The organism is Methylocella sp. (genome assembly GCA_037200525.1).
Lineage (GTDB): Bacteria > Pseudomonadota > Alphaproteobacteria > Rhizobiales > Beijerinckiaceae > Methylocapsa.
The window spans coordinates 3,597,902-3,622,246 of the sequence record JBBCGG010000001.1 but is presented as its reverse complement, the minus strand read 5'-3'; the positions used below and the strand labels follow the sequence as shown (position 1 = coordinate 3,622,246).

The following is a 24,345-nucleotide window of genomic DNA, read 5'->3' as shown; positions in this document are numbered from 1 at the left end:
TGAGGAGAGACCGATGGATGCGCGTGCACTAGTTAGGAGCGAGGCGGCGCGAATAGCGTTGTGGATCGTCGCTCTCGCCGCTGCAGATATATGGTTCGACATTCCGATATTCGTTTCGCTTCCTGCGGCGTTTCTTGGCGTGATCGTGTACGGATATTTCGCGAAGGAGCGATCGGCGCGTCGGAGGGCTGATTTGATGGCCGCGGCGGCAGATGCCTGGGACGATGTGGAAGCCGCTGCGCTCAATCTTCGCGAGGCCGAGAGCGAACGCGCTCCCGCCGCCGTCTTGACTGAGCGCGAAGAAGCTTACGCCGCCGCGTTGGACCGATCTGCAATAGTAGCCAAACATTTGGCCGACTACCGCTCGCTTCACGGCTCTGGCGAACCCAAGACCTTATAGGCGCCTGGAGTCGCTGCAAATGAATGTGAAGCCCGCACCGCGTCTTTCTAAAGCCGCAACGCGTCTGCCCCGACATTCACAAAGCGACGAAGGCGAAGGAGCACATGATGGCTAGAAGCATCTTGGAAAGCGTGATCGTTGCGGCTTTTGTTGCGAGCGGCTCGGCGGCTCACATTGCCGCGAAGATGCAGCGCTAATCATTCGCCCTAACTATCAAAACGCGGGCGCTCGCGGCGGTCAGCATCTGATGCGGCATGGACGAGGCCAATCGCCCAGCGAGCGATCTTACGGACGTCTGGATCTTCATCCTCCAGCGCCTTGTCAAGAAAAGGAAGCGCATCGCGATGGCCGATTTCGCCGAGCGCTCCAACCGCGTCTTTGCGCAGATTGCTGATCGGCGACGAGAGAAGCGTTCCGAGAGCCGGAATTGACTCGATCGATCTGAGTTTGCCAAGCGCAGCAGCGGCTTTGCCCTGAACCTGCCAGAACTCATCGGAAAGACGGTCGATGAGGCCGCGAACGGCGCCTGCCGCCCTGACCCTGCCGGCAACCACGGCGGCGCTCTCGCGCACCTGCCAATTGTCATCCGACAGCCGCGCCAGCACAGTTGGCGTAGTTGCTTCCTGCGGCGCAAAGGCCAGCGCGGAAACCGCCGCCCGCCGCACCTCAGGATCTTCATCGCGGCTCGCCTCGATCAGAGCCGGGAGCGCCGCTTCATTCTTGAGATAGCCGAGCACGCTGACGGCCTCGCGCCGCACGCGCGCATCAAAGTCGCGCAGCGCCGCAAGGGCAGGGACGAGAGCCGGTTCGGCGCGCAGATCGCGCAGGCCGCGCCAGACCGCAATGCGCACCTCGGCGCTCGGATGGCCGACGAGCGCAAGCAGCGGCGGCGCCGCTTGCGGCGATTTTAATTCGGCGAGACTTTGCGCCGCCGCCTGCGCCACCCCCGCGTCTGCATCGAGCAACGCCTTGGCGAGCGCAGCGGCAGCGGCCAGCCCGTCGAATTGTTCCAGCCCAAGCGCGGCCTCGCGTCGAACGCTGGCCTCGCTATCAGACAGAGCCGTAATGAGCAGAGGCTCGGCCTCGGGGGCCGCCGTCTCGGCAAGCTCCATCGCCGCAACGCGGCGCAGCCCGGCGTCCGCGCTCGAAAGGCGTTGCGCGAGATCGTCAAAATCCGCGTCGACATCCTCAAAGAAAGGTTGATCCGCCATCATCTCATCGTAGTAAATAAGGGATATTAACCGTCACGGCTTTGGTCGGGCAATCCAGCGCGCAGGGCATGCAATACCAGCATTCGTCATAGCGCATATGGGCTTTGCCGTTGGCCGGGTTGATTTGCAAGACGTCGAGCGGGCAAACGTCAATGCAGACCGTGCATCCCTTATCCGCGATGCATTTGTTGGCGTCAATCTCGACGGGCATCTTCGACGCGTTTTCGCCTATGGGCATGGCTGAACCTCTAACTCTTGCGGATGACCGTCGGCCGGGATGCGCAGGCGGTGATAGGCGTCCTTTTCCTGGGCGTTGATCGGCACGACGTAGGGGTCGACCGGCCGCTTGCGACAAGCCATCTCGCCGTCGGCGTTCTTGTACAGCTGCACATGGCAAAACCAGTCGGCGTCGTTCTGATCAGGATAGTCGAGCCGCCAATGATAGAGGCCCCAGCGGCTTTCGGTGCGATAGAGCGAGGCCGCCGCCGCCATGTCGGCGCAATCGAGGATCGAGTGAACCTCCAACGCTCGCAGCAGTTCGTGCGGATCACGCGCCATTAGGCGAGGCAGATCGGCGCGAATTTCAGCAAAGCGCGCTTGAGCGATCTCATATTTGCGCGTGACTTTCGGCGGCTGCAGATAGTCATTGACGAAACGCCTGAGCTTATACTCGACTTGATTTGCCGGCAGTCCATCCTCGATCTTCAGCGGAGCCAGCACGCGCTGCCGCTCGGCGTCAAGCTGCCCATAGTCATAGTTGGGAAGGGGCCGCTCGGCGGCATAGGCCGACGCATCCTCGCCGGCTATGGCGCCGTTCACGAAAGCGCCGAGCATGTAATTATGCGGCACGCTCGCCATATCGCCTGCCGCGTAAAGACCGGGAACGGTGGTGCGCGCATGCTCGTCGACAAATACGCCCGATGCGCTATGGCCGGAGCAGAGGCCAATCTCGGAAATATGCATTTCCACCATGTCGCTGCGATAGTCCGTGCCACGGCCTTGATGAAAGATCCCGCGCGAGGGACGCTCGACCTTGTGTAGAATGCTCTCGATCTCGGCGACGGTTTCGGGCGCGAGATGATTGAATTTCAGAAAGACCGGCCCTTTGCCGCCCTGCAGCTCTTTGTAGAATTCGAGCATCATCTGCCCGGACCAATAATCGCAGTCGATGAAGCGGGCCCCCGCGCTATTGGCCGTATAGGCGCCGAACGGGCCGCCGACATAAGCGCAGGCCGGGCCGTTGTAATCCTTGATGAGCGGATTGATCTGAAAGCATTCGAGATTCGTGAGCTCTGCGCCGGCGTGGTAAGCCATGGCGTAGCCGTCGCCGGAATTGGTCGGGTTCTCATACGTGCCCCAGAGATAACCTGAGGCCGGCAGACCAAGACGCCCGGCCGCGCCCGCCGCGAGAATGACGGATTTGGCGCGAATGACGAGAATTTCCGCTGTGCGGCTGTTCACCGCTATTGCGCCGGCGATGCTTCCGTCCTCGCCTTTCAGAAGCCGCGTCGCCATGAAGCGGTTGGAGATCAGCACTCGCGCCTGCCGCAGCCGCCGGTAAAGGATCTTCTTCACATTGGCGCCATCGGGCATCGGCAGAACATAGGCGCCGAGATGATGCACTTTCTTGACGTCGTAGTCGCCGTTCTCGTCCTTCTGAAATTTGACGCCCCACTCGTCGAGCTCGCGGATCATGTCGAAAGAGCGCTCCGCATAGGCGAGAACGGCCTTCTGATAGACGATGCCGTCATTGGCTATGGTGATCTCGCGAACATATTGCTCCGGCGTCGCGAAGCCTGGCACCACGGCATTGTTCAAGCCGTCCATGCCGATGGCGATGGCGCCAGAGCGTTTGACGTTGGCTTTTTCCAGCAGAACGACTTTCAGCGCCGGATTTGCAGCTTTGGCCTTATAGGCGGCCATCGGGCCGGCTGTGCCGCCGCCGATCACCAGCACGTCGGCCTCAAATTCGTTGGCCTCGCCGTCAAGTTCGCCCATCGGGCCCTCCAAATGTCCAGCCTCACCCTGACGCCCAGACTCGCGGCTTGTCAGGCAACAAATTGCCATGCATCTTTAATTTATAAAATTTATAGAATATAACTGGATTAGATCTAGATAAATAACCACTCAAGCTCGCGGCTTGAGACCGCTCCAGAGGGAAGCATGACTGCGCTCGCAGGGGACCTTTCGGCGACGCCGGCTCGAGGTCGCGTTCAGATCCAAGACCTTTCAATCTCGTTCGGCGACAGAATGGCGGTCGACGGCTTCAATCTCGACATTGCGCCGGGGGAATTCGTCTGTCTGCTCGGTCCCTCCGGATGCGGCAAATCCACTGTTCTTAACGCCATCGCGGGATTCGTCACGCCGAGCGCCGGCCAGATCATCGTCGATGATCGCGTCGTGCGCGGCCCTGGCGCCGACCGGGGCATGGTGTTTCAGCAATATTCCCTGTTTCCCTGGAAGACCGTACTTGAAAATGTCGCTTTCGGGCCGCGCATGCAGGGGGAAACGCGCGAGGCGGCGCGGCGACGGGCCCGTGAACATATCGAGCTCGTCGGCCTCGGCGCCTTTGCCGATAAATATCCCGCGACATTGTCCGGCGGCATGCAACAGCGCGTCGGCATAGCGCGTGCGCTGGTCAATCATCCAAGCGTGCTGTTGATGGACGAGCCTTTTGGGGCGCTCGACGCGCAGACCCGCACTTTGATGCAGGCAAGCCTTTTGCGGCTATGGGCAAAGCTGGGCGGGGCGGTGATTTTCGTTACCCACGACGTCGATGAAGCCTTGTTTCTCGCCGATCGCGTGCTGGTGATCAGCGCCGCGCCGGCGCGCATTCTGCGCGATCTCGCCGTTGACCTGCCGCGCCCGCGTCCTGACGATGTATTCGCCTTGCCGGCATTCGCGCAGGCCAAGCAGGAATGCCTGCGGCTCATCCGGCGACAGAGCCAGCGCGCCTTCGATGCGCAGGGAGCAGAGCAATGACCCGTTCGGAACCTGCCCAAGAGCGTGGGCCGTCGCTTTATCTTTGCGAGAGCGACCACCGCGACGCCGGCGCGCCCAATCTTTTCGCCAGTTTAACGCTTGAGGAAAGCGGTCGTCTCCGCGCCGTTTCCACTTTGCTGCAGTTTCGAGCGGGCGAGGACGTGTTTCAGCAGGGCGAGCGGCATGAAGGCATGTTCGTCATCCTCGCCGGGGAAGTCCGCAGCTATTACGCGTCGCCGTCCGGGCGCGAGATCACGCTGGCCTATTGGGCCCCCGGCAATTTCGTCGGCGGTCCCGAAATTTTCGGAGGCGGCCCGCATATGTGGTCCGGCAGGGCGATGCGGCCGACTCAGGTTCTCCATGTTCGGGGCACCGAATTGCGCCGCCTGATGCGCGAGATTCCAAATCTAGCAATCGCCCTTGTCGAGGCGCTGGAGCACAAAGGCAAATGTTATTCGGCGATGATCCATATGCTCGGCACGCGGTCGGCTTCCGAACGCCTCGCGCAATTGCTCGTGCTGATGGCTGATCGCGATGGCCGGCGATGCAAGGAAGGCGTTGTCGTTTCGCGCACGCTGACCCATGAAGATCTGGCAAAAATGGTCGGCGCCACCCGGCAATGGGTGACGACGACGCTGGAGCGCCTCTGCGCGCAGGGCATGATCGATGTCCGTCCGGCGCAATTTATCGTGCGAGATGAGCAAAGACTGCGGCGGTTCGCCGGCTGCGGAGACGGCGATGCGAGCGAGAACCGCCGGCACACGCCTTAGCAGAGCTGGACCCGGCGCGATTTGCCGAAATCGCCGCAATTAATTGGCGCAAATCGGTTTGGCCGACCGGCTACTCTTTCCAACGGCGGCGCGAAAGCCGCTTCCTCTTCGAAACTTGCTCATTGAGGCCAAAGTGGTCAATCTATCGACGGATGCGGCGGCGGCGGAAGGGCGCGATGCTCCCCGGCGGCAGGACGCGCCGCGTTCGCGCGCGGATGCGACGCGGCGTTGGCGGCTGCGGTTTGCTTCGATCGCCTTGGCGATCATCCTCTGGCAATTCGCCGCCGTTCACCGTTTGAATCTCGGCTTTGTCACATTCGCGACCATGCCATCGCCGACCGACGTTTTTGCCGCGGCATTGGCGCTTCTGCACTCCCCCAAGCTGCTAGCGCACCTTGCCAGCAGCCTCTTTCGGGTCTTGTCCGGCTTTCTCGCGGCGGCGGTCGCGGGAATTGGGCTTGGCCTTGCAGTCGCCCGTTCGAAATGGGCCGAAGATATTTTCCTCGCGCCCCTCGAACTGATCCGCCCAATTCCTGCGGTTGCCTGGATTCCTCTCTCCGTCCTTATGTTTCCATCGTCCGAACTTTCGATGATCTTCATTACGTTCACGGGCGCGTTTTTTCCCATTCTTCTCAATACCATTCATGGCGTCGAAGCGGTCGATCAAAGACTGATCGCCTCTGCGCGCAGCCTCGGCGCCGGGGCGAGCGCTATTCTCCGCGAGGTCGTTCTGCCGGGCGCTCTCCCCTCCATCATCACCGGTCTCGCAATCGGCATGGGGACCGCCTGGTTCTGTCTCGTGACAGCCGAGATGATCTCCGGCCAGTTCGGCATCGGCTATTTCACCTGGGAAGCCTACACGCTGCAAAATTATCCAGACATCATCGTCGGCATGCTGATTATCGGCGGCCTCGGCATGGCGAGCAGCGCCATTGTCCGCGCCCTCGGCGCATGGGCGACGCCTTGGCATTCCATCAACAAACCACTGTGAGGCGGCGATTGCGCCGATACTGTTTCCGCCCTTCTTTCCGAGGTGCCTCCATGCGTTTATTCCATCTGTTGATTTCCCTATCGGCCGCCATCGGTCTTTGCAGCGCGGCGCAAGCGGAGACCATCCGCGTCGCCATAGGCACGCAGGATTCGACGATCAACTGCGCCGCTGGCGGCCTCGTCATTCGCGAAGAGAATCTATTGCCGAAATATCTGCCTCATGAGGGAAAATATAAGGACGCGACCTATGACATCGAATGGAAAAATTTCACCAGCGGCGCGCCTCTGACCAATGAAATGGTCGCCGGCAAGTTGGATTTTGGCGCGATGGCCGATTTCCCGGGCTCGCTCAATGGCGTCGCCTTTAAAAAGGCTGGCCGGCGCAGCCTTTTCATCAGCGTTCTCTCCGGCAGTCTCAAAGGCAGCGGCAATGGCATTGTGGTTCCAAAAGATTCGACCGCGCAGTCGCTGGCCGATTTGAAAGGCAAGACGATCTCCGTACCCTTCGCATCGACCGCACACGGCATGTTGTTGCGCGCGATCGAAGCGCAGGGGTGGGACGTCGACAAGGATGTCAAGATCGCAACCCAGGCCCCGGAAGTCGCCGGCTCCGCTCTGCAAAGCAATAAGATCGACGCGCATGCCGATTTCGTTCCCTTCGCCGAACTGTTTCCTTTCCGCGGTTTCGCGCGCAAGATTTTCGATGGTTCACAAGCGAATGCGCCGACCTTCCACGGTCTTCTGGTCGATGCCGACTATGCCGAGAAATATCCTGAAATCGTCGTCGCCGTTCTGCGCGCGGCAATCGAAGCCAATCAGTTGATAGCCGCGCAACCGGAAAAATACAGCGAGCTGATCGCCAAAGTGAGCGGCGTCGACGCTCCCGTAAATTATCTCTTCCACGGGCCGCTTGGCCTGCAAACGCGCGATCTCACCTGGAAGCCGGAATATCGCAAAGCTGTTGCGACGTCGATCGAAACGCTGAAGCTCCTGAAGCGCGCCGATACCGATCTCGACATCGAAACGTTCGTGACCGACCGCTATATTCGCGAAGCCTTTAAAGCGTCTGGGCTCGACTATGACGCGCAGCTCGCCAATTACGCGGCGGAGCCGCTGAAGGCGAACAATGCGAACACCGGCAAGCCCATCACGGATCCGAAGCGCGCCGCGGCGATATGGTTGAAGGGCGAGCCGCTGGTGCGCCATTACGCCTCTATCGAAGGCGCGTTGAAGGCGCTCGCCAGCCTTGAAAAAGAGGGTCGGTCTGCGGTCGCCGTTTACGCACAGGACCGCGGCAGCGGCGTCAAGCTGTTAGCTGAGCAAGCCTGGTTCGTTGTCAACCCCAAAGGCGAAATCGACGCTTTTCTGCTAAAGGGCGATGCGGAAGGTTGGGCGAAGGCGCATGGCGGTGAGCTGAAAGATTTTGGCGGCGCCGAATCGGTAACGCTTGCCGGGCAATAGCCCCTATTTCGTCGGGCGCTTAAGCTTCATAGCTAAAGCAGAAGGGCTCGACGGTCCGGGGCCGGCGAGCGCCCTATATTGAATCGCTTTCGCGATCGGGGCGCCGCTGCGGAAGTCAGGGCGCGGGTCTTTGCTTGAGAATATCGGCGGCGCCTCCAGGGAACATGGCGTCGGCGGCGGCGAGGACATTGAGGGCTTCCCGAAGCAATACAATTTTGCCGTTTTCTGCAACGCAATGGCCGAAGAAGCGCTGATGAACGTCCTTGCCGGAAATGCCGGATTTCTGGTGAATCATGTATTCGCCGAAAGCCTGGTCCGGAGTGTCGATATAGATCTTGACGTCAACAAACTTGAACCCTGGATACATGGTTTCATGTAGGAAAGTCAGAAAAGCGCCGATGACCTCGGGTCCCTGGTAACGCGGCTCAACGCCAAGATCGGCCAGATAGGGGAGCTCCAAGGTGCCATTTTCCGCAAACAGCGCCGCAGATTCGGTCGCCGCGCCGCCTATGTATGCTTCGAGAAGTTGCTTTGCATTCTTCATCTCGTAAACCTCCAAGCGCGTGCGGAGTCAGTCGACTGATGCTTGGGAAGTCCAGGGCGGCCGGCTCGCATAGATGGAGCCGAAACCCTGAGCTAGATTTTCGTTAAGTTATTGAATTCATTGATGCGTGGTGGTGGAGCCAGACGGAATCGAACCGACGACCTCTTCAATGCCATTGTAAGGGTGATTGATTTCCCGCTGCTTCCTCTTGTTTCCTCGTCGTTCCTAATCATCTGTTATTACTATATTTTCCGTATGAAATCAGTTCAGCGAGTCACCATGTATTATCAGATTTCTTTTCTCGTGGTATCGATGCGGTATCGGATAATTGAGTCGATACCGGGAGAATGCAGTGGATGCTGTCAAGACAAGGATAACGAAGCGGGCTGTTGATGCGATTGCGGTGCCCGCCGATGGCGAGGCTCGAATATGGGATAGAGATCTCAAGGGTTTTTTGCTTCGCGTCTATCCGACGGGGCGAAAAGTATATGCCGTCAAGTGCCGGGTTGGCCGTCTACAATGCTTTCATACGATAGGAGAACATGGGTCGCCTTGGACTCCTGATGAGGCGCGAAAGGAGGCGGCAGAAACGCTTCGTCTAGCTCGGAACGGTCAAGATCCCGGCGCCAAAAAGAAAGCAGCCAAGGCAGCATTCACGGTCAATGATTTAATCGACCGTTACCTGGCTGATGGGCCCGCCACGAAACCGGCCAAGCGTGCAAGCACCTGGGAGATCGATGCCTCGAATTTGAATCGTCATATTCGTCCCCTTCTTGGGCGCAAAATGGCAAACGCCGTGAGCAAGACTGACGCCGCGCTCGCCGTCCGAGACATCGCAAAAGGGAAGACCGCAAAAGATGAGCGGACTGGTCCGCGTGGGCGCGCTCGCATCACCGGCGGCGAGGAAGTTGCGCGACGAACACGGAACGTGGCCGCGGCTATGTTCGCTTGGGGCGTCGAGCATGGGATGTGCGAATCGAACTCTTTTGTTGCCGTCAAGCTTCCGCGCGCGCCGGTGCGTGAGCGCTTTCTCTCTGAGGAAGAGGCGGAAAGATTACTCGACCCCATCGCTGAGCTTCAGTCGTTCGGCGAGATGTCGGACGTGTTCGCTGACGCATTGCGGCTCCTGCTCCTGACTGGCGCTCGCAAGACAGAAATTCTCGGACTTAGATGGTCTGAGGTCGATGCGGACCGCAAGTTGCTCATCCTGCCGCCCGAACGTACTAAAGCCGGTGGAAAAACAGGCGATCGCCGCATTCCTCTTTCGCCACCAGCGCTTCAAATAATCGAGAAGCGCCATGAGGAACTCGAGCTGGCGGCCAAGGTAGCAGCCGAAGATGGCAATCTGGCAGTACGCCACCAATTCGTCTTTCCGGCCGCCCGCGGCGAAGGGCACGCGATCGGGCTTCGACGCGCCTTCGCTAAAGCTTCGGCCAAGGCGGTGTTACCGGGGCTCCGCATTCATGACCTCCGACATTCGTTCGCTAGCTTTGCAATCGCAGACGGCGCAAGTCTTTTCCTCATCGGGAAGCTTTTGGGCCACGCGAGCGCGCGCACAACAGAGCGCTACACGCACCTGTCGGGGGATCCGCTTCAGGACGCGGTGAACCTGATTGGGCGACGGATTATGGGCACCGCAAAAGGAAGCGAAGAGATTGTTCGAATGGAGGACAAATAGTGGACGGAAAACTCCCCTGTTAATGAATAAAGCGTGTCCCCCAGCAGAGGTTCGGCGAGCCATGGGATGAGATCGCGGACATAACCGACCAGACCGTGTTCGACCTCGAAGCTAACTTTCGCGCCAAAAGAATCGAGAGCCACGATCGCGCCTTGCGAGATTGAATTTGGACCGCGATACGTCATTTTCGTACGTTGCTAAAAATCCAATATGATTCGGTTATGACCGAAAGCTATGAGGCCGCTTTTTGCGAGATTGAATTAGAAACGGACACTTTACCGGCCCTCGATTTCCGTCCCTGATCGAAAGACACGCCGGATCATTAATCCGCGTATATCGCCTTGCTAAACTTCGACGACCAATCGGCCACAACGGCGAATACCGTCGAATCCGACAAGGTTCGCGCGTTCTCCCACCAATCGCATGTGCGGATGTCGTTCCGTCAGAGCAAGAAGTCCCTCTTCTAACTCCGCGCGCGCGAGCGCTTCGCCAATGCATCGATGTCCTCCGGCACCAAAGATCGGGTGCAAGCGGGGCAGGTCCGTGCGATGAATATTGAAGACGTCGGGCTCCTGATAGGCGGCAGCGTCCCGCATCGCCGACATTGTCGATAGGAGTACTAGGCGTCCTGCCGGGATAATGTGGCCTTCTAAATCAACATCCTCCGACGTGAGGCGGGCGAACGCCGCCACGCTGGGTTCGTAGCGAAGTGACTCCTGGACAGCTTTCGGCGCGAGACTGGGATCCTCGCATATTTGATCCCACTGGTCGGGATGGTCGAGCAGAAGTCCGATGAGCACCGCAAATGCGACACGCGTCGTATCCGTTCCGCCGACGATCATTGAGAAGATCTGCATGGTGATCTCTATCGACGATAATTCGTTGCCCTCGTCGGCGGTCGATAAAAAGGTTGAGAGAAAGTCATCCTGCGGGTGCCGTCGGCGATCCGCCAGGACTGTTTCCACGTATTCGCAAAGCCGAGCGGCTGCGGCCTCGATCTCCAAGATCTCCTGCTTGGTGTTCGACATGAAAAATAATCGAGAGACTGAATAGACCAGTTCTGTAAAGTATGGAATGTCTTTGGTAGAAAGACCGAGCATTCCGCTGATGATCCGCGCCGGGATGAGTGACGCATAATCATCGACGAAATTGATCTGCGAACCACGTGTCCATCCGTCGATCACGGAATGGGCCACGCTTCTCATCGTTGGACGCAGATCTGCAATCAGTTTCGCTGCAAAGGTCCTTGAGAAGGGCGCGCGCCTGCGACGATGATCCTGGTCATTGGAGGTCAGCATACCGTACCGGAAAAGGTTGAATAGAACCCCATCGGGGAAATCCATCATCTGCGGGAACTCTGTCGTCGTCGCACGCAGCCTGTCATCTTTGGCGAGCGCTTCGACGTCTTTAGCCCGCGTAATGATGAACACTCCGCTCTCGTGCATTGCGACCGGCGTCACCAACCTTATTCGACGGAACGCAGCATGCGTATCGCCGAGAAGTTCATGATTCGTTACAACCGTCATCGACGGCGCACCGGATGCTGCCCCGCCGGCTGTGAAGTCTGATGTACTCATAGCGCTGATCTTCCTTACGGGCTCAGTTACATTGAATTGCGCGAAGCCGATAAAGCAGCATGAGATCATGAGGTTACAGATCCGCTACAATTTGTCTGAAAAACGGTTGCACCTGCATCGTAGGCTCGCCGCTGACGGCCGGATTTTTCATATTTACCGATCTCGGCCGTGACTATCTCTTACGCGTCGAAGCGCATGGTATATTCCGCTCCGTCTCCGGACCTCCGAAAGCGGGTCCGGCAAGCCCAACATGCAAAGTCCGGGGGGCTCGAACGGCGTGCGCGGAAAGGGCTGCAGCTGTCACTAAGGCTCAACTCGTGCCGAACGTCCGTTTTCGGGAGCGGCGGCGAACACGAGAAATGGCGACAATGGGCGCGAGCCGGGCATCCGTAAATTGTCCGACCACTTTCCGGTTCGCGGCGGAGGATCGACTTCTGCTCGGCAAGGTCATTCCGAGGCTCCTGCGTTGGTAAGGCCGTGACGGCCGACTTTTCTCATGAAGCAAACGTTTGTCGCTCAATCCTTACAATCACGGCGCGACAAAGCGGATGACGAAGACCTTTAAGACGCTTCGCACAGGCAATTCGCGACGAAACCCCACTCGCCGGGTTTAAATAGCGGCGAGGGCAGTTCTTGCTATCGAAACACGATCGTTGGGCCTTCACTAATCGTCGACTTCAATGAAGGGGTATGCGACTAGGCTTCGGCCATTTCCGCTTGTACGCGGCGCACCAGTTCGGGATCGCGGAGGGCGCTCGGGGACTCAATGAGATGGCGAACCTCCATCATCAACTTGTGCACTTCAGGGTTACGGGCCGCGAGACGCAAAAGCCCTGCTCCAAATCGGAGCGAGTTCTCCAAATCAGCCGGTCGTTCTCCACGAGTTTGGGGGCGGGCGAAATCCGGTACGGCCGAATGAGACCAGACATCTGCAATCAATGGCTGAACTTCCGCAAGGAAGGCCTGTCCCAATTTGTCCAGCGGGTGCTTCTCTCCAATCCGCTTCCGCAGCAAATCTCTGATCATACAGGCTTCGAGCGCGGCGACCGTCATGCCCTGCCCATAGACTGGGTTAAAGCGGCAAATCGCATCGCCGATGGGAAGCAGTCCTCGCGGCAACTCCCCCAACCGTTCGTAATGCTGCCACGAGCTTTCGGGAAAGCGGAAACGATGGATGTCGTCTAGCCGTTGAGCGTTTTTGATCGCATCATAAATGGTGGAAGTCTGGAGTTGCTTCACTCGATCCATGAATTCATCGGGTTCCGCCGAGGGCATAGCGCTATCTCGCTCGCTGATGAGCGCTAGCCAGCGGTCGCCTTCAATCGGCACCAGATAGCCCGCTTTGGTGCTCGCGAGCATATCAGGTATCGTAACTACAGCCTTCCAGTCCCTTGAGCCCTCCGGAATCGCAAAGGTCGTCGTGGTATAGGTAAGGTCGACTCCGATAGTTGTTTGTTCGGGACGCGGCCGCCCGATGGCTTCCAGGAAAGAAAGAGTAAGCGAACCGCGACCGGATGCGTCAATGACAAACTCGGTCGGGAGCATCCCGCCAAGGCCATCTATTTTTTCGAAGCGAACGCCGATTGCCGAGCCGTCGTTGCCAGCCACAATTTCAAGAGCGCGGCAACGATCTCGAATGGTGACATTGGCTAATTTCTGCACCCGCCTTCGGGTGATGGACTCAATCAGTGGTCTCGACGCGGCGTAAAATACCCCGCCAAGATCGCGCTGTGGAAAGAAGGGCTCGAATCCTGGGAATTCTTCGCGAAAATCGAGATTTAAACGCAGCGGGAGAGCTCCCGCCTCAGCCAGATCCTCAGCGAAGTTCGGAAAAAGCTGTCCAAGCGCTCGCTGTCCACCGACGAGGAGTCCATGCAGATGATAGGATTGAGGAGTGCCTGGTCGGGCGGAAGCGTCAAACGGGAGCGCGTCACGTTCCAACACGGTCACTCGTTCAAAATACCCGGCGAGCGCGCCAGCGGCCGCCAAGCCGCCCATTCCGGCGCCGATAACGACGGCATGTTTGCCAACAAGAGTGGAGGTCACGACAAGCTCCTTTTGCTTAAGGCGCAGGATCACCAGGCAAGAAGCATAGTCTCCGACGCGATGCGGTGACGGCTCCAACTGTTCCGTCATTCAGGCGAAACGGATATGTTCAGAAACAATATGTTGATCCAATCGGGCTACGGCCTGATTTCGACGTTGCTACGAATGTAATGAGATGATGCAAGCGGTTTGCGAGATGCCCGGGGGCTGTCTACGTCTACGCCGCGACAGAAGGGTCTTCGGTCTGCCACGTCGCGGGTCGCCATACCACATTAAAGCCGCCGGTCTGATGGAGCACCGCTACGCCTGTATCAACGAGCGACCTATCAGAGAAGGCGACCGCAAATATCACTGGGACCGCACTGGCCCGAGGCCTGCCGATCATCCGAGTCTAAGCGATCTGGGATTTTGACGCCGACTCGGCCGTTAGGCTGGCCCCAAGCAGGCCGCCAAGCGTCTGATTCAAGCGGGTGCGCTGCACTTCTTTTGCGACAAAGCCTCAAGGAGTTGTAACCATGGAAATCGACAAATCGGACACCGCCGTGGTCTTCATTGACCCACAGAACGATGTGTTGAGCGAAAAAGGGGCGAGTTGGGGGGCGGTTGGCCAGAGCGTCACCGAGAATAATACCGTCGAGAATATGGAAAGGATCTTCGTCGCCGCCCGAGACAAGGGATACCTGGTTTTCATATCCCCGCATTATTTCTATCCCACGGATGGCGCGTGGAAAATCAATGGACCGCTCGAGTCGGATGAATTCAGGACTCATACATTCGCCCGCAGCGGCCCGCTGAACCTCGCTGGGTTGGAGAATTCCGGCGCTGATTGGCTGGGTCGCTTCAAGCCATACATCGAGGACGGCAAGACGATCGTCGTCAGCCCGCACAAGGTATTCGGCCCGCAGACGAACGACCTGGTCCTGCAACTGCGCAAGCGGGCAATATCGAAGATCATTTTGGGCGGAATGCTGGCGAATATGTGCGTCGAGTCCCATCTGCGCGAGTTCCTCGAGCAGGGCTTCGAGGTCGCCGTGGTCAAGGATGCGGTCGCAGGCCCGCGCCATCCCGAGTGGGGCGACGGCTATCAGGCGGCATTGATCAACTACCGATTCCTCGCACATGCAGTTTTGGCGACCGCCGACGTTGTCGCCGCCATGCGGTGAAGGACTGCGCGCGAGCGCGCGACACGTCTTGCCTTCAGCGGAGAACATCCGATGCTTCAGGAAACGCTAACCTACCAAGCCGATGGCCTCGCGATGCGCAGCCAACTTTTATTTGAGCCAGCCTCTGCCCCCCGCGCCGGCGTGCTGGTGTTCCCCGAGGCCTTTGGCCTCGACGAACAAATGATCGCGCGGGCGAAGCGGCTTGCCGCTGTCGGCTACGTGGCCCTCGCCTGTGACCTGCATGGCGAGCGCCGGGTCGTGGACGACTTGCAGAAGGCGATGACGCAGCTACAGCCCCTGTTGACGACCCCACCCGCGCACCCCCGCGCCCGCGCGCGGGGGCTCTGCTGGCGCTCGCCGCACGGTCCGAGGTTGATTCAACGCGCATAGCGGCGGTCGGCTTCCACACCAATCTCGCCACTAAAGCGCCCGCCGTCGGTCCCGGCGCGATCAAGGCCCGCGTCCTGGTGTGCATCGGAGCCGACGACCCGTTTATCCCGGCGTATCATCGGGCTGCATTCGAGTCCGAAATGCGCGACGCGGGCGCAGACTGGCAGATGAATCTCTACGGCTATACTGTCCACGCCTTCAGCAATCCAGAGGCTGCAAAGCGCAGCATGCCGGAGGTGATCCGCTACAGTCCGGAAGCTGAAGCGCGAGCTTGGGCGTCGGCGTTTGACCTGTTCGCGAACGCACTGAAGTAGGGGCGCCCACGCGAACATGCCACTCCGCACAATATCGTCAGCGGAATGGCCGCTATCGAGATGTGCGGATTGACCCCGCGGCGGCTGACATGGGCGCAAAGCGGCTATTCATCCGCGCGGTGAACGTCGCCTTCGGATTAACTCCGAGGGAAACGTTTCTTTTGATGATTACAGATAGGCTCTTCACTGCGTTTACGCTTGTCTCTGCGTTTGTCCTTGGAAACTACACCACCCCATCGACTGCGATCTGGAACTTGCACGCTGCCCAGGCTCGTCGCCGACAAAGCAAAAATGGAGGGGAGGCAGCCGAAGCACAGACCAGCGATCGGCAACAAAAGCTAAAAGAGGCGCTTCTCGAAATTTTCAAATCCCAGAAATTCAAGACCGGCGAAAAATTCGCCAGCATTATCCGGCCCAAAGTTTTCGCTTACCTCGGATTGCCACCCGGTAAAGACGGATGGCCAGCTCCCGGCACCATCAAGGCCGCTGATTAATGCGCTATTTCGCAACCGGGGAGTAACGCTCCGCCTGCTGTTCTAGCCATTCCGGCTAGCAGGAGGAGCAAACTATGCATCCCGTAAAATATCTTCGCCTCAAGTCTCTCGGCGAATATCTGCACGCAAAATACGGTTTTGGCGCCCGATCGACGCTGGCGAAACTCGCCTGCATTAGCAGCGACGGCCCCGCTTTTCATAAAGCCGGCCGGGCGGCGCTTTACAAGCCCGCCGCGCTCGATGAGTGGGCGTTGGCAAAGATTGGCAGACCACAACGCTCCACCTCCGATACGGAGGCGGTTTAAGCCATGACCAACAAGATCAAGCTCATTCGGACGCTAGAGCAGCAGGTCGCGGGTGGATTTACGCCACAGATCGAAGCCCTGCTGAGCCCCGAACAGACCGCAGCGATGATTCAGGTGAAACCGAACACGCTGGCCAAATGGCGCGTCACCGGCGAAGGCCCCGCATTCGTCCACATTGGTCGGGCGGTCCGTTATCATCCGCGAGAACTCGCGCGCTACATTGAGCACCAGACGCGGCGGTCGACGTCGGAGGCGTCGACCGGCGGCGGACGCGGCTATCATAATAATGATCCATTATAATCAACGTTGATGCATCACAGTATACTTATGTATTGCTTAATTAGGACGCTTACACACAGTATCGGGCGATGATAATACATTGACGTTGTCCTAATATTCATGCAGATATATCCCAATCCACCTCAATCAACTTCAAGCCAACGAGGCCACGACTTATGTCCGCCCAATCATCCCTTGCCGAGCCCAATCTCGCCGACGCAATCCGCCTGACCCAGGCGTCGGATCTCGAGAAATCGAAAATCAGTCACTGGTCCTGCTCGATGCGGGCTGTCGCGACGGCGCTCGGCTTGCCGCCCGAAAGTCTGCCCGCCCGCTGGCAGGCGCTGGCGCACCGCGTCAAGCAGCTGCATCACGCCCGCGTCGGCATGTCCGAAAAGACCCTGAAAAACCACATCTCGAATCTGAAAGCCGCCTTGCGCTACCTGTCCGGGGACAAAACCATTCCCGCGCGGGGAACGCCGCTCGCGCTGGAATGGGCCAACCTGCGGCAGCTCGTCGGACACGAGATGGATCGCTATTATCTCACCGGCCTCATGCGCTTTGCTTCAGGGAGCGGCGTCTCGCCGATCGGCGTCGACGAGGCCTTTCTCGAAAGATACATGCGCTACAGATGTGAGGTTCTGGCCCAGGATGGTTCGCCTCGGATCCAGCGAAGCATTGTTCGCGCCTGGAACGTCTGCGTCGACGATCATCCGACATGGCCAAGGCGCAAATTGACTTCGGCGCCGCTTGCAGGCGAACCGGGGGTGCCCTGGAGCGCCTTTCCGGAGTCGCTGCGCGCTGAGATCGGCCAATACCTTCACTCCCTACAAACGATCCGCCGGAAGCCGGACAGATCGCGTCGCCGCCTGTCCAAAACCTCTACGGTCGACACCCGCCTTGCGGAAATCCAGGCATTTGCGCGCCGAGCCATATCGTTAGGGAGTCCGATCGAGTCGTTGACGTCGCTCCGGGCTCTGCTCGATCCGGACCTCGTCGAAAAAGTGATCGACAATTATTGGGTCGGCGAGCATCCAAAGACCTACGTCATCGATCTCGGATGGCGTTTGCTCTCTATCGCGCGCGATTCCGGCGCGTTGAACGAGGCCGATCTCGCCCGGTTGGACGATCTTCGGGCGGAGTTGGAGGACCACCGCCAGGCTGGCCTGACGCCAAAAAATAAGCGCGTCGTTCACGCCATTCAAAGCGGGACCGTCTGGCGCGAGGTGGTCGACCTGCCGGAGCGCCTGTCGAGCGAGGCGAAGACGACGCTCGCTCACGCGCCGCATCGGGCCTCTCTTTCGGCTCAGGTCGCGATCGGCATCGCGATATTGACCTTTGCGCCGGTTCGCATCAGCAATCTCGTCGGCATCCGCATCGGCGGTCATTTGAGCAAGCCCGACGGCCCCAATGGGAATTACCTGCTGTCGATCCCCTCGGACGAAGTCAAAAACAAGGTCCCTTTGGAGTTTCCGTTCGACGGCGTGGTGACGAAACTGATCGACGTCTACATTCACGAGTTTCGACCGCACCTCGTCGACGCAATGGACAACGATCAGCTGTTTCCGGGCGTCCGCGACACCATGCGCGCCGTCAACAGCTTTGGCGTCCGCATCGCCCGGACGATGGAGGAAAACATCGGCATCCGCATCACCTGCCACCAATTTCGGCACGCCGCAGCGGCGATGATCTTGCGCAATGACCCCGGCAACTACGAATTTGTGCGCCGTGTGCTCGGGCACAAAAACATCAAGACGACGCAGCAATTTTACATCGGCCTGGAAACGCTGGCGGCCAATCGTCACTATGGCGAGATCCTCCGCGGCGACCTTGAGCGCCAGTCTCGCGCTGCGATGCATCAGTGATGCTGAAATCCCTTCCGATCGGCGAATGGCCGAAATCCGACCAAGAGGCGTGGGACACAGCCTGCCGCCCCGCCGTCAGGTTACGACGAGGCGGATCTGCATCGCGGTTGGCTCCTATCACGCGTGACGATATCCAGCGGCGCTATGGATATTTTCTGACATTCCTCAAGGAATGCCATCAGTTCGACGCCGCAGCGTCTTGCGAAGCGCACCTGACGCCAGTGCACATTGGCCTGTTCGTCGATCGCATGCGCGACGAATGGTCAGCGACGACGCTGTTTATGACCATCAGGACGCCAGCAGAGCTATCATTCCACAAGCTCAAACAGATCGCGCGTCATTTGGCGCCGACGGCGAACTTCCAATGGCTGTCCGACATCGCCGGCGATCTCAAAGCCGAAGATGGTCCCGTCAAGCGACCGCCTGTCGTTGACGCTTCGGAACTCTTGACCGCGGGGCTGACGCTCGTTGAAGAATATAGCCCGTGCGACCAGCCGATGGATTTGACGACGGCGCGCAATATTCGCAATGGCCTAATGATAGCTCTGCTGGCGTCCTGTCCGATTCGGGTCAAGAATCTCGGCGGACTGACGCTCGGCCGATCATTTCATTTTTCTGATTCCGGCTGGTGGATCGACCTGCCAGGCAGCGAAACCAAGAGCGGCCGGCCCGATATGCGCATGCTGCCGGGGTTTCTCACCGTGGCTCTCGAACGATATCTGTTGGAAGCGCGGCCTTTTCTCTTGGCCTGCCGCAACGCGCAAGAGCCCACCCCCCGGATTTCGAAGCCCGACTGCAACTTTTCTGCCAACTCAACTCCCGGGGCCGCGTCTCAGAATAAGGCGGCCGCCTCGTCTGACGGGAATGGCAGGTCCGTTCATGACGACCGTCTTGATCTCGTCAATCTCTCCGGACCGCTCTGGATTTCACGATATGGCGGCCCAATGACCTATTCCGGCATCCATCATGCTCTGACGTCGACAACAGATGCGACGATCGGCGTCGCCGTCACGCCACATGGCTTTCGATACGCCGCCGCCACGACCGCCGCATGGAAGGCGGGACACATGCCACATCTCGCCCCCGCACTGCTTCAACACCGGGATCGGCGGATGACCGAAGCGGCCTACATAAGAGCTACCTCATTCGAAGCAGCGCAAGCGTTGGGGAAGATATTGCGGCAGGGATAGCGGCGGCCCGAACCTTTTGAATGGCGCCAATGCAAGGAGCGCTTTTATCGTGATGCCGCTTCGTCGAACAACCTCATTCCTGGGGCCAAGCCTGGCGCATCCGACCTCTGAACGGACGGAGTTACGTTTAAGTTGCTTATTGCATTGACCCGCCACCGCGGATTCCCTCCACGTAAAGTTAGAGTCCGACCTGACGTGACGTGCTCACCCGCTACATGGCCAAGGAATTGGGCGCACGCGGCATTACGGTGAACACGGTCGCGCCGGGCGCGATCGAGACCGATTTCAGCGGTGGCGGCGCCCGCGACAACGCCGACATCATATCGGGGGCTTGTTCCGATCGCGCTGTGGGGCCGGATTTCGTGTTTGGTCCCGGAATGAGGTGGCGCGGGTTGATTTTGAAGATTGAAGGATCGGTTGTCCAGGCGTGAGCAATCGCCTCGAACGGCGTTTTCCATCGCAAGGCCTTGAGATGCTTGGCGAAGTTGTAGGCTGCGACGAAGGCGAGGACGTGCGCTTTGAGGCTCTCGATATCAGGGTAGTGGAACAGTTTGAGGGTCGCGTCCTTGATGGTGCGGTTCATGCGTTCGGCTTGGCCGTTGGTCCACGGATGATAAGGCTTGGTGAGCCGGTGCTCGATGCCGTGCTCGATGCAGACCCGGTCGAAAATGTGCAGGCCGAGAAATCGACGGCTGGGGCCGCGGCGGTTTTTGGGCAGGTCGGCGAAGGCCATTCCGTTGTCGGTCAACACCGTGTGGATCTTGTAGGGGAAGGCCGCCGCGACGTTGCGCAGAAAAGCCGCGCCCTCTATCTTGCCGGCGCGGTCGTGGAACTCGACATAGGTGAACTTCGACACGCGATCAATGGCCAGGAACATGACCAGCTTGCCGTCCGCATGACGCAGTTCGCAGCTGTCGATGTGGACATAGCCGATCGCGTCTGTGCGAACCGGCCGCGCTTCGTCATCGTCTCGCTCGTGGGCAGCCGCGAGACGCCATGGCGTTCGAGACAACGATGCAGGCTTGATCGCGTCAGCTTCGGGATGCTGTCGCGCAGGCATCCCATGACATCGTCGAGCGGCAGCAGTGTCCGCTGCCGGAACGCGACAATCATGGCTTCCTCGACCGGCGTCAGCACCGTGCTGCGCCGCTGGCGTGGTCCCATCGGCGCATCACCCGTCCCGCAGCGCGAACACCACTTCGCAACCGTCGCTCGGCTCAATCCGTAACGCCTGGCAAGGACGCCCGTCTTCTCTTTCGACGCTTGGAGTTCGGCTCGAACTCGCGGCGTCGTTCGGGCGCTGCCATGAAGAATATCCGCCATAACGCTTCCTCCGCTTCACGGCTCAGCTTAGCGTCACGACTCCCCGGGACCAAACACCTAGGAGCGTGTCCGAGTAATCCTCTCGACAGCGGCGTTGTCAGGTGATTCATTTGGCTTATGGCTAAGACATTTCGTTCATGGGATGTGGATCAGGGCTGGCTATTGCCGCCCTCTCTGCATGAGTTTGCGCCGCCGGATCATCTGGCGCATTTCGTCCGGGACACGGTGCGAGAAGGGCTCGATCTTTCCGCGATCCTAGACTGCTATGGCGAGGAGCGCGGCTTCCCGCCCTATCATCCCGGCATGATGGCCGCCCTGCTGCTTTACGGCTACAGCCGCGGGATCTACTCCTCGCGTCAGCTGGCCCGCGCCTGCGAGGAGCGGGTCGACGTCATGGCGGTGACGGGATTGAACCGCCCTGACTTCCGCACTATCGCGGATTTCCGCAAGCGCCATCTCGCCGTTCTGTCGGACTTGTTCGTGCAGGTCCTGCGGCTTTGCCGCGCCGCTGGTCTCGTGCGGTTCGGCCACGTCGCGGTGGACGGGACCAAGCTGAAGGCCAACGCCTCGCGCCATAAGGCGATGAGTTACGGCCGGATGAAGACGGTCGAGCCGCGCTCGCCGCCGAAGTGGAAGGCTGGCTTACCCGCGCGAAGGAAATCGACGAGGCCGAGGATCATGAGCACGGCGAGAGCCGGCGCGGCGACGAGACGCCTGGCTGGATGGCCGACAAGCAGCGCCGGCTGGAGGCGATCCGGGCGGCTAAGGTGGCCCTCGAAGCCGAGGCGATCGATCCGCCCGATCCCGATGACGAGAGCGGGCCGGGAGCGTCGTCAGGGATGCGCTGGCAAGGCCGCGCCTTACGAAGCGAGGATGGCGGGCCGCCGGATCGCGCGCAAAAGAATTTCACTGACCCGGACAGTCGCATTCTGCCCACGCGCGACGGCTTTATCCAAGGCTACAACGGCCAGATTGCGGTCGACGCCGCGCATCAGGTGATCGTGGCGCATCGCCTTGTGACGACCTCGGCCGATTACCGCGCCCTCGCGCCGCTGGTGAATGACATATCCGTCCATCTCGGGCGCAAGCCGCGCGAGGTCTCGGGCGATGCGGGCTTTGCAACCGAAGCAAATCTGGCGGTGCTGAAGAAGCGCCATATCAAGGGCTATCTCCCGCCAGGACGAGCGCGTCATGGCGAGGCCCATGCCGCAGGGCGCCGCAAGTTGACGAGGCGGCCCCTGATGAACGCCACGGCCGCGACACTCAAACGGGCCGGCCGTCGCAGCCGTTACCGGCTCAGAAAGCAGGTGGTCGAGCCCGTCTTCGGACAAATCAAACAGGCGCGAGGCTTCCGCCAATTCCTCTTGCGCGGCCTTGATCATGTCCGGGCCGAGTGGGCGATGATCTGCACCGTTCACAACCTGCTCAAGCTCGCAAACGCTCTCCGGTGAAAACACCAATCAACCAAACTAGCGCCGTCGCGACCCCAACTCGCGCCTGAAATCCCATTACTCGGACACGCTCCTAGGTCATGTGCTATAGCCAGCCTTCCGACGGCTTCCAGTTCCTCCCGGCTAAAGGCTCGGCCAGTGGGATTGTGCGGATTGCAGAATAGCATCACGCGGGGTGGTTGGATTGATCCTGTCGTCTAGTCCAATGAGCTTCATCACATAGCGTGTGCCATCCTCTTGGAGCGGGTCCTCGACCAGGCGGCGGCCGGTGGTGAGGACGGCCTCGCGGAAAGGCGGGTAACATGGCGTCTGCACCACTACGCCATCGCCCGGTTCGCTAAACGCAAGCACGCTCGCGAAGCTGGCCTGCACGAGATTGGTGGCGGCGGCGACGTCTTCGGCTGCCACTTCCCAGTTATAACGAGCGCGCATGCGTCGAGCGAACGCACGGCCGAGCGATAGATTGGCAGCGGTGCCATCCCGCAATAGGTAACCGTAGTCCTGCTGCCCAACTATACGCTTCAGCGCCGATTGGATCGGCTCAGCCACCGAGAAATCCATCTCCGCTGTCAGGCAAGGAATTACGTCGCCTGATTAAAACTTCCATTTCGCGTTGCGGCGTTCTCTAAGTTGCGCAATGGTCAATTAGAGCGTTTTCACTCTACGCCGATTCATTGAGGGGATTCCTTTTCGGGCGATAGCATGATTCGTTTGTCTCTCAAGATTGGGAGCCATGGAATGACACAGGCCTACAGCGCGGATCTTCGCAGCCGTGTGATCCAAGCATCCGGGAACGGTTTGTCTGCTCGGGCTGCGGCCGAGCGGTTCGGTGTCGGGGTTTCGACCGCGATCGTCTGGGTTCGACGCTTTCGGGAGAATGGTGAACGTGGCGCCCGCCGGCAAGGCAAGCCCCGTGGTTCCCAGCTTGATCCGCACGAGGCCTTTATCCGGGCTCTGGTGGACGAGACGAAGGATATCTCCCTGGCAGAGATCGCCGCGCGCCTCGAGGCCGAACACGGTGTTCGCGTTGGATCGACCACCGTGTGGAAATTCCTCGACCGGTGCGACCTGACGTACAAAAAAAGACGGCGCACGCGGCCGAGCAGCAACGGGCGGACGTGAAGGCAGCCCGGCAGGCCTGGTTCGACGGGCAACTCGATCTCGATCCGGAGAAACTGGTCTTCATCGACGAGACCGGAACCTCAACCAAGATGGCCCGCCTGCGCGGTCGCTCGAAGCGCGGCGAGCGCTGTCTGGCGTCGATTCCTCACGGCCATTGGAAAACCACCACTTTCACCGCCGGCCTCAGGCTCACAGGGATGATGGCGCCGATGGTCCTTGACGGCGCTATGAACGGTCCGGCTTTCCTCGCTTATGTCGAGCAGGTTCTTGTGCCGGAACTCCAATCCGGCGACATTGTCGTGATGGATAACTTGCCGGCGCACAAGATTGCCGGCGTGCGGCAGGCCATCGAAGGGGCCGGCGCAACGCTTCGTCACCTGCCGCCCTACAGCCCCGACTTCAACCCCATCGAGAACGCCTTCTCAAAGTTCAAGGCACTCCTCAGAAAGGTGGCAGCGTGGACTATCCCGGAACTCTGGCAGGCCATTGCCGACGCTATCCCGCACTTCCTGCCAGCCGAATGCCAAAACTACTTCGAAGCTGCTGGATATGGACCGGAGTAAGATGAAACTGCTCTAGTCGCTTGTCGCCTCACTGGTATCCATGGTTTGCGCCTTTTGAAGAACTTGCCGGCCATTCAGACGGGTTTGATTAGAACAAAGTTTTACCGATCGACAGCTCGATACGCTCGCGCGCACTTTGCGAAGAACGATCGCTTAGCGGCCACGCCTGCGCGATGGGACATCATGGCGCAGACGCCACGCTTTGCACTATGCTTCGCCCAATTCGG

General features: G+C 59.5%; 22 protein-coding genes and 4 pseudogenes. 18 read left to right on the top strand and 8 right to left on the bottom strand.

What is annotated here, in order from left to right; genetic code table 11:
* The first annotated feature begins 13 nt into the window (after positions 1–13).
* Complete coding sequence (locus tag WDN46_17920; protein MEJ0095205.1) at positions 14–400, top strand: hypothetical protein; 387 nt, start codon at positions 14–16, stop codon at positions 398–400.
* Positions 401–606: 206 nt separating this feature from the next.
* Here the strand turns inward: WDN46_17920 and WDN46_17915 are convergent, their stop codons facing one another.
* The 3 genes from WDN46_17915 to WDN46_17905 are packed head-to-tail and all read right to left on the bottom strand — an operon-like array spanning position 607 to position 3,609.
* Positions 607–1,614: a HEAT repeat domain-containing protein gene (locus tag WDN46_17915; protein ID MEJ0095204.1), complete on the bottom strand. Its 1,008-nt coding sequence runs from the start codon at positions 1,612–1,614 to the stop codon at positions 607–609.
* A 1-nt stretch (position 1,615) separates the two neighbouring features.
* Positions 1,616–1,849 carry a ferredoxin family protein gene (locus tag WDN46_17910; protein MEJ0095203.1) on the bottom strand — a complete coding sequence of 78 codons (234 nt, stop codon included), beginning with the start codon at positions 1,847–1,849 and terminating at the stop codon, positions 1,616–1,618.
* Positions 1,840–3,609 carry a fumarate reductase/succinate dehydrogenase flavoprotein subunit gene (locus WDN46_17905; protein ID MEJ0095202.1) on the bottom strand — a complete coding sequence of 590 codons (1,770 nt, stop codon included), beginning with the start codon at positions 3,607–3,609 and terminating at the stop codon, positions 1,840–1,842. Before WDN46_17905 ends, WDN46_17910 begins: the two co-directional genes overlap by 10 nt.
* 165 nt (positions 3,610–3,774) lie before the next feature.
* Between WDN46_17905 and WDN46_17900 the strand changes: the two genes are divergently transcribed.
* From WDN46_17900 to WDN46_17885, 4 genes are all read left to right on the top strand, one after another.
* On the top strand, positions 3,775–4,593 hold the full coding sequence (locus WDN46_17900; GenBank protein ID MEJ0095201.1) for an ABC transporter ATP-binding protein: 819 nt from the start codon (positions 3,775–3,777) through the stop codon (positions 4,591–4,593).
* A complete protein-coding gene (locus tag WDN46_17895) occupies positions 4,590–5,363 on the top strand; it encodes a Crp/Fnr family transcriptional regulator (GenBank protein ID MEJ0095200.1) in 774 nt (257 codons plus the stop codon). Before WDN46_17900 ends, WDN46_17895 begins: the two co-directional genes overlap by 4 nt.
* Positions 5,364–5,598: 235 nt before the next feature.
* On the top strand, positions 5,599–6,354 hold the full coding sequence (locus WDN46_17890) for an ABC transporter permease (protein MEJ0095199.1): 756 nt from the start codon (positions 5,599–5,601) through the stop codon (positions 6,352–6,354).
* Positions 6,355–6,404: 50 nt separating this feature from the next.
* A complete protein-coding gene (locus tag WDN46_17885) occupies positions 6,405–7,814 on the top strand; it encodes an ABC transporter substrate-binding protein (GenBank protein ID MEJ0095198.1) in 1,410 nt (469 codons plus the stop codon).
* A gap of 115 nt (positions 7,815–7,929) precedes the next feature.
* Here WDN46_17885 and WDN46_17880 read toward each other — a convergent pair whose 3' ends face one another.
* Entirely contained in the window at positions 7,930–8,358 is a 429-nt protein-coding gene (locus tag WDN46_17880) for a nuclear transport factor 2 family protein (GenBank protein MEJ0095197.1), read from the bottom strand.
* Between the two features lie 796 nt (positions 8,359–9,154).
* On the opposite strand from WDN46_17880, the gene WDN46_17875 reads away from it, so the two are divergent.
* Entirely contained in the window at positions 9,155–10,036 is an 882-nt protein-coding gene (locus tag WDN46_17875; protein MEJ0095196.1) for a site-specific integrase, read from the top strand.
* Between the two features lie 344 nt (positions 10,037–10,380).
* Here the strand turns inward: WDN46_17875 and WDN46_17870 are convergent, their stop codons facing one another.
* Both WDN46_17870 and WDN46_17865 read right to left on the bottom strand, forming a co-directional pair.
* On the bottom strand, positions 10,381–11,613 hold the full coding sequence (locus WDN46_17870; protein MEJ0095195.1) for a cytochrome P450: 1,233 nt from the start codon (positions 11,611–11,613) through the stop codon (positions 10,381–10,383).
* A gap of 696 nt (positions 11,614–12,309) precedes the next feature.
* Positions 12,310–13,659: a squalene monooxygenase gene (locus WDN46_17865; protein MEJ0095194.1), complete on the bottom strand. Its 1,350-nt coding sequence runs from the start codon at positions 13,657–13,659 to the stop codon at positions 12,310–12,312.
* A gap of 277 nt (positions 13,660–13,936) precedes the next feature.
* On the opposite strand from WDN46_17865, the pseudogene WDN46_17860 reads away from it, so the two are divergent.
* The 10 genes and pseudogenes from WDN46_17860 (at position 13,937) to WDN46_17815 (ending at position 19,979) form a co-directional block, all read left to right on the top strand.
* Positions 13,937–14,071 (top strand): annotated as a pseudogene (locus WDN46_17860) (DUF1348 domain-containing protein).
* Positions 14,072–14,174: 103 nt separating this feature from the next.
* Positions 14,175–14,822 carry an isochorismatase family protein gene (locus WDN46_17855; protein ID MEJ0095193.1) on the top strand — a complete coding sequence of 216 codons (648 nt, stop codon included), beginning with the start codon at positions 14,175–14,177 and terminating at the stop codon, positions 14,820–14,822.
* A 51-nt stretch (positions 14,823–14,873) separates the two neighbouring features.
* Positions 14,874–15,212, top strand: coding sequence for a dienelactone hydrolase family protein (locus WDN46_17850; GenBank protein MEJ0095192.1), 339 nt, complete (start codon positions 14,874–14,876; stop codon positions 15,210–15,212).
* Positions 15,167–15,526 carry a dienelactone hydrolase family protein gene (locus WDN46_17845; GenBank protein MEJ0095191.1) on the top strand — a complete coding sequence of 120 codons (360 nt, stop codon included), beginning with the start codon at positions 15,167–15,169 and terminating at the stop codon, positions 15,524–15,526. The genes WDN46_17850 and WDN46_17845 overlap by 46 nt, the downstream gene beginning before the upstream one ends.
* A gap of 89 nt (positions 15,527–15,615) precedes the next feature.
* The gene (locus WDN46_17840; protein ID MEJ0095190.1) at positions 15,616–16,020 is read left to right on the top strand and encodes a hypothetical protein; all 405 of its coding nucleotides are present in this window, start codon (positions 15,616–15,618) and stop codon (positions 16,018–16,020) included.
* 74 nt (positions 16,021–16,094) lie between these two features.
* Positions 16,095–16,325, top strand: a complete 231-nt coding sequence (locus tag WDN46_17835; GenBank protein ID MEJ0095189.1) for a hypothetical protein — start codon at positions 16,095–16,097, stop codon at positions 16,323–16,325.
* Between the two features lie 3 nt (positions 16,326–16,328).
* Positions 16,329–16,625: a helix-turn-helix domain-containing protein gene (locus WDN46_17830; GenBank protein ID MEJ0095188.1), complete on the top strand. Its 297-nt coding sequence runs from the start codon at positions 16,329–16,331 to the stop codon at positions 16,623–16,625.
* Positions 16,626–16,780: 155 nt separating this feature from the next.
* On the top strand, positions 16,781–18,469 hold the full coding sequence (locus tag WDN46_17825; GenBank protein ID MEJ0095187.1) for a site-specific integrase: 1,689 nt from the start codon (positions 16,781–16,783) through the stop codon (positions 18,467–18,469).
* 107 nt (positions 18,470–18,576) lie between these two features.
* On the top strand, positions 18,577–19,659 hold the full coding sequence (locus WDN46_17820; GenBank protein MEJ0095186.1) for a tyrosine-type recombinase/integrase: 1,083 nt from the start codon (positions 18,577–18,579) through the stop codon (positions 19,657–19,659).
* A gap of 197 nt (positions 19,660–19,856) precedes the next feature.
* Positions 19,857–19,979: pseudogene (locus WDN46_17815) on the top strand (SDR family oxidoreductase).
* Positions 19,980–20,020: 41 nt separating this feature from the next.
* On the opposite strand, the pseudogene WDN46_17810 reads toward WDN46_17815, so the two are convergent.
* Positions 20,021–20,982 (bottom strand): annotated as a pseudogene (locus WDN46_17810) (IS481 family transposase).
* Positions 20,983–21,099: 117 nt separating this feature from the next.
* Here WDN46_17810 and WDN46_17805 point away from each other — a divergent pair.
* Positions 21,100–22,433, top strand: a pseudogene (locus WDN46_17805) (IS1182 family transposase).
* Positions 22,434–22,556: 123 nt separating this feature from the next.
* Here WDN46_17805 and WDN46_17800 read toward each other — a convergent pair.
* On the bottom strand, positions 22,557–22,982 hold the full coding sequence (locus WDN46_17800; protein ID MEJ0095185.1) for a hypothetical protein: 426 nt from the start codon (positions 22,980–22,982) through the stop codon (positions 22,557–22,559).
* A gap of 189 nt (positions 22,983–23,171) precedes the next feature.
* Here WDN46_17800 and WDN46_17795 point away from each other — a divergent pair.
* Positions 23,172–24,118, top strand: a protein-coding gene (locus WDN46_17795) for an IS630 family transposase (protein ID MEJ0095184.1) whose coding sequence is annotated in 2 segments (ribosomal slippage) — positions 23,172–23,511 and positions 23,511–24,118 — 948 coding nt in all. Because the reading frame shifts where the segments join, the coding sequence is not laid out codon by codon here.
* Positions 24,119–24,345 lie beyond the last annotated feature (227 nt).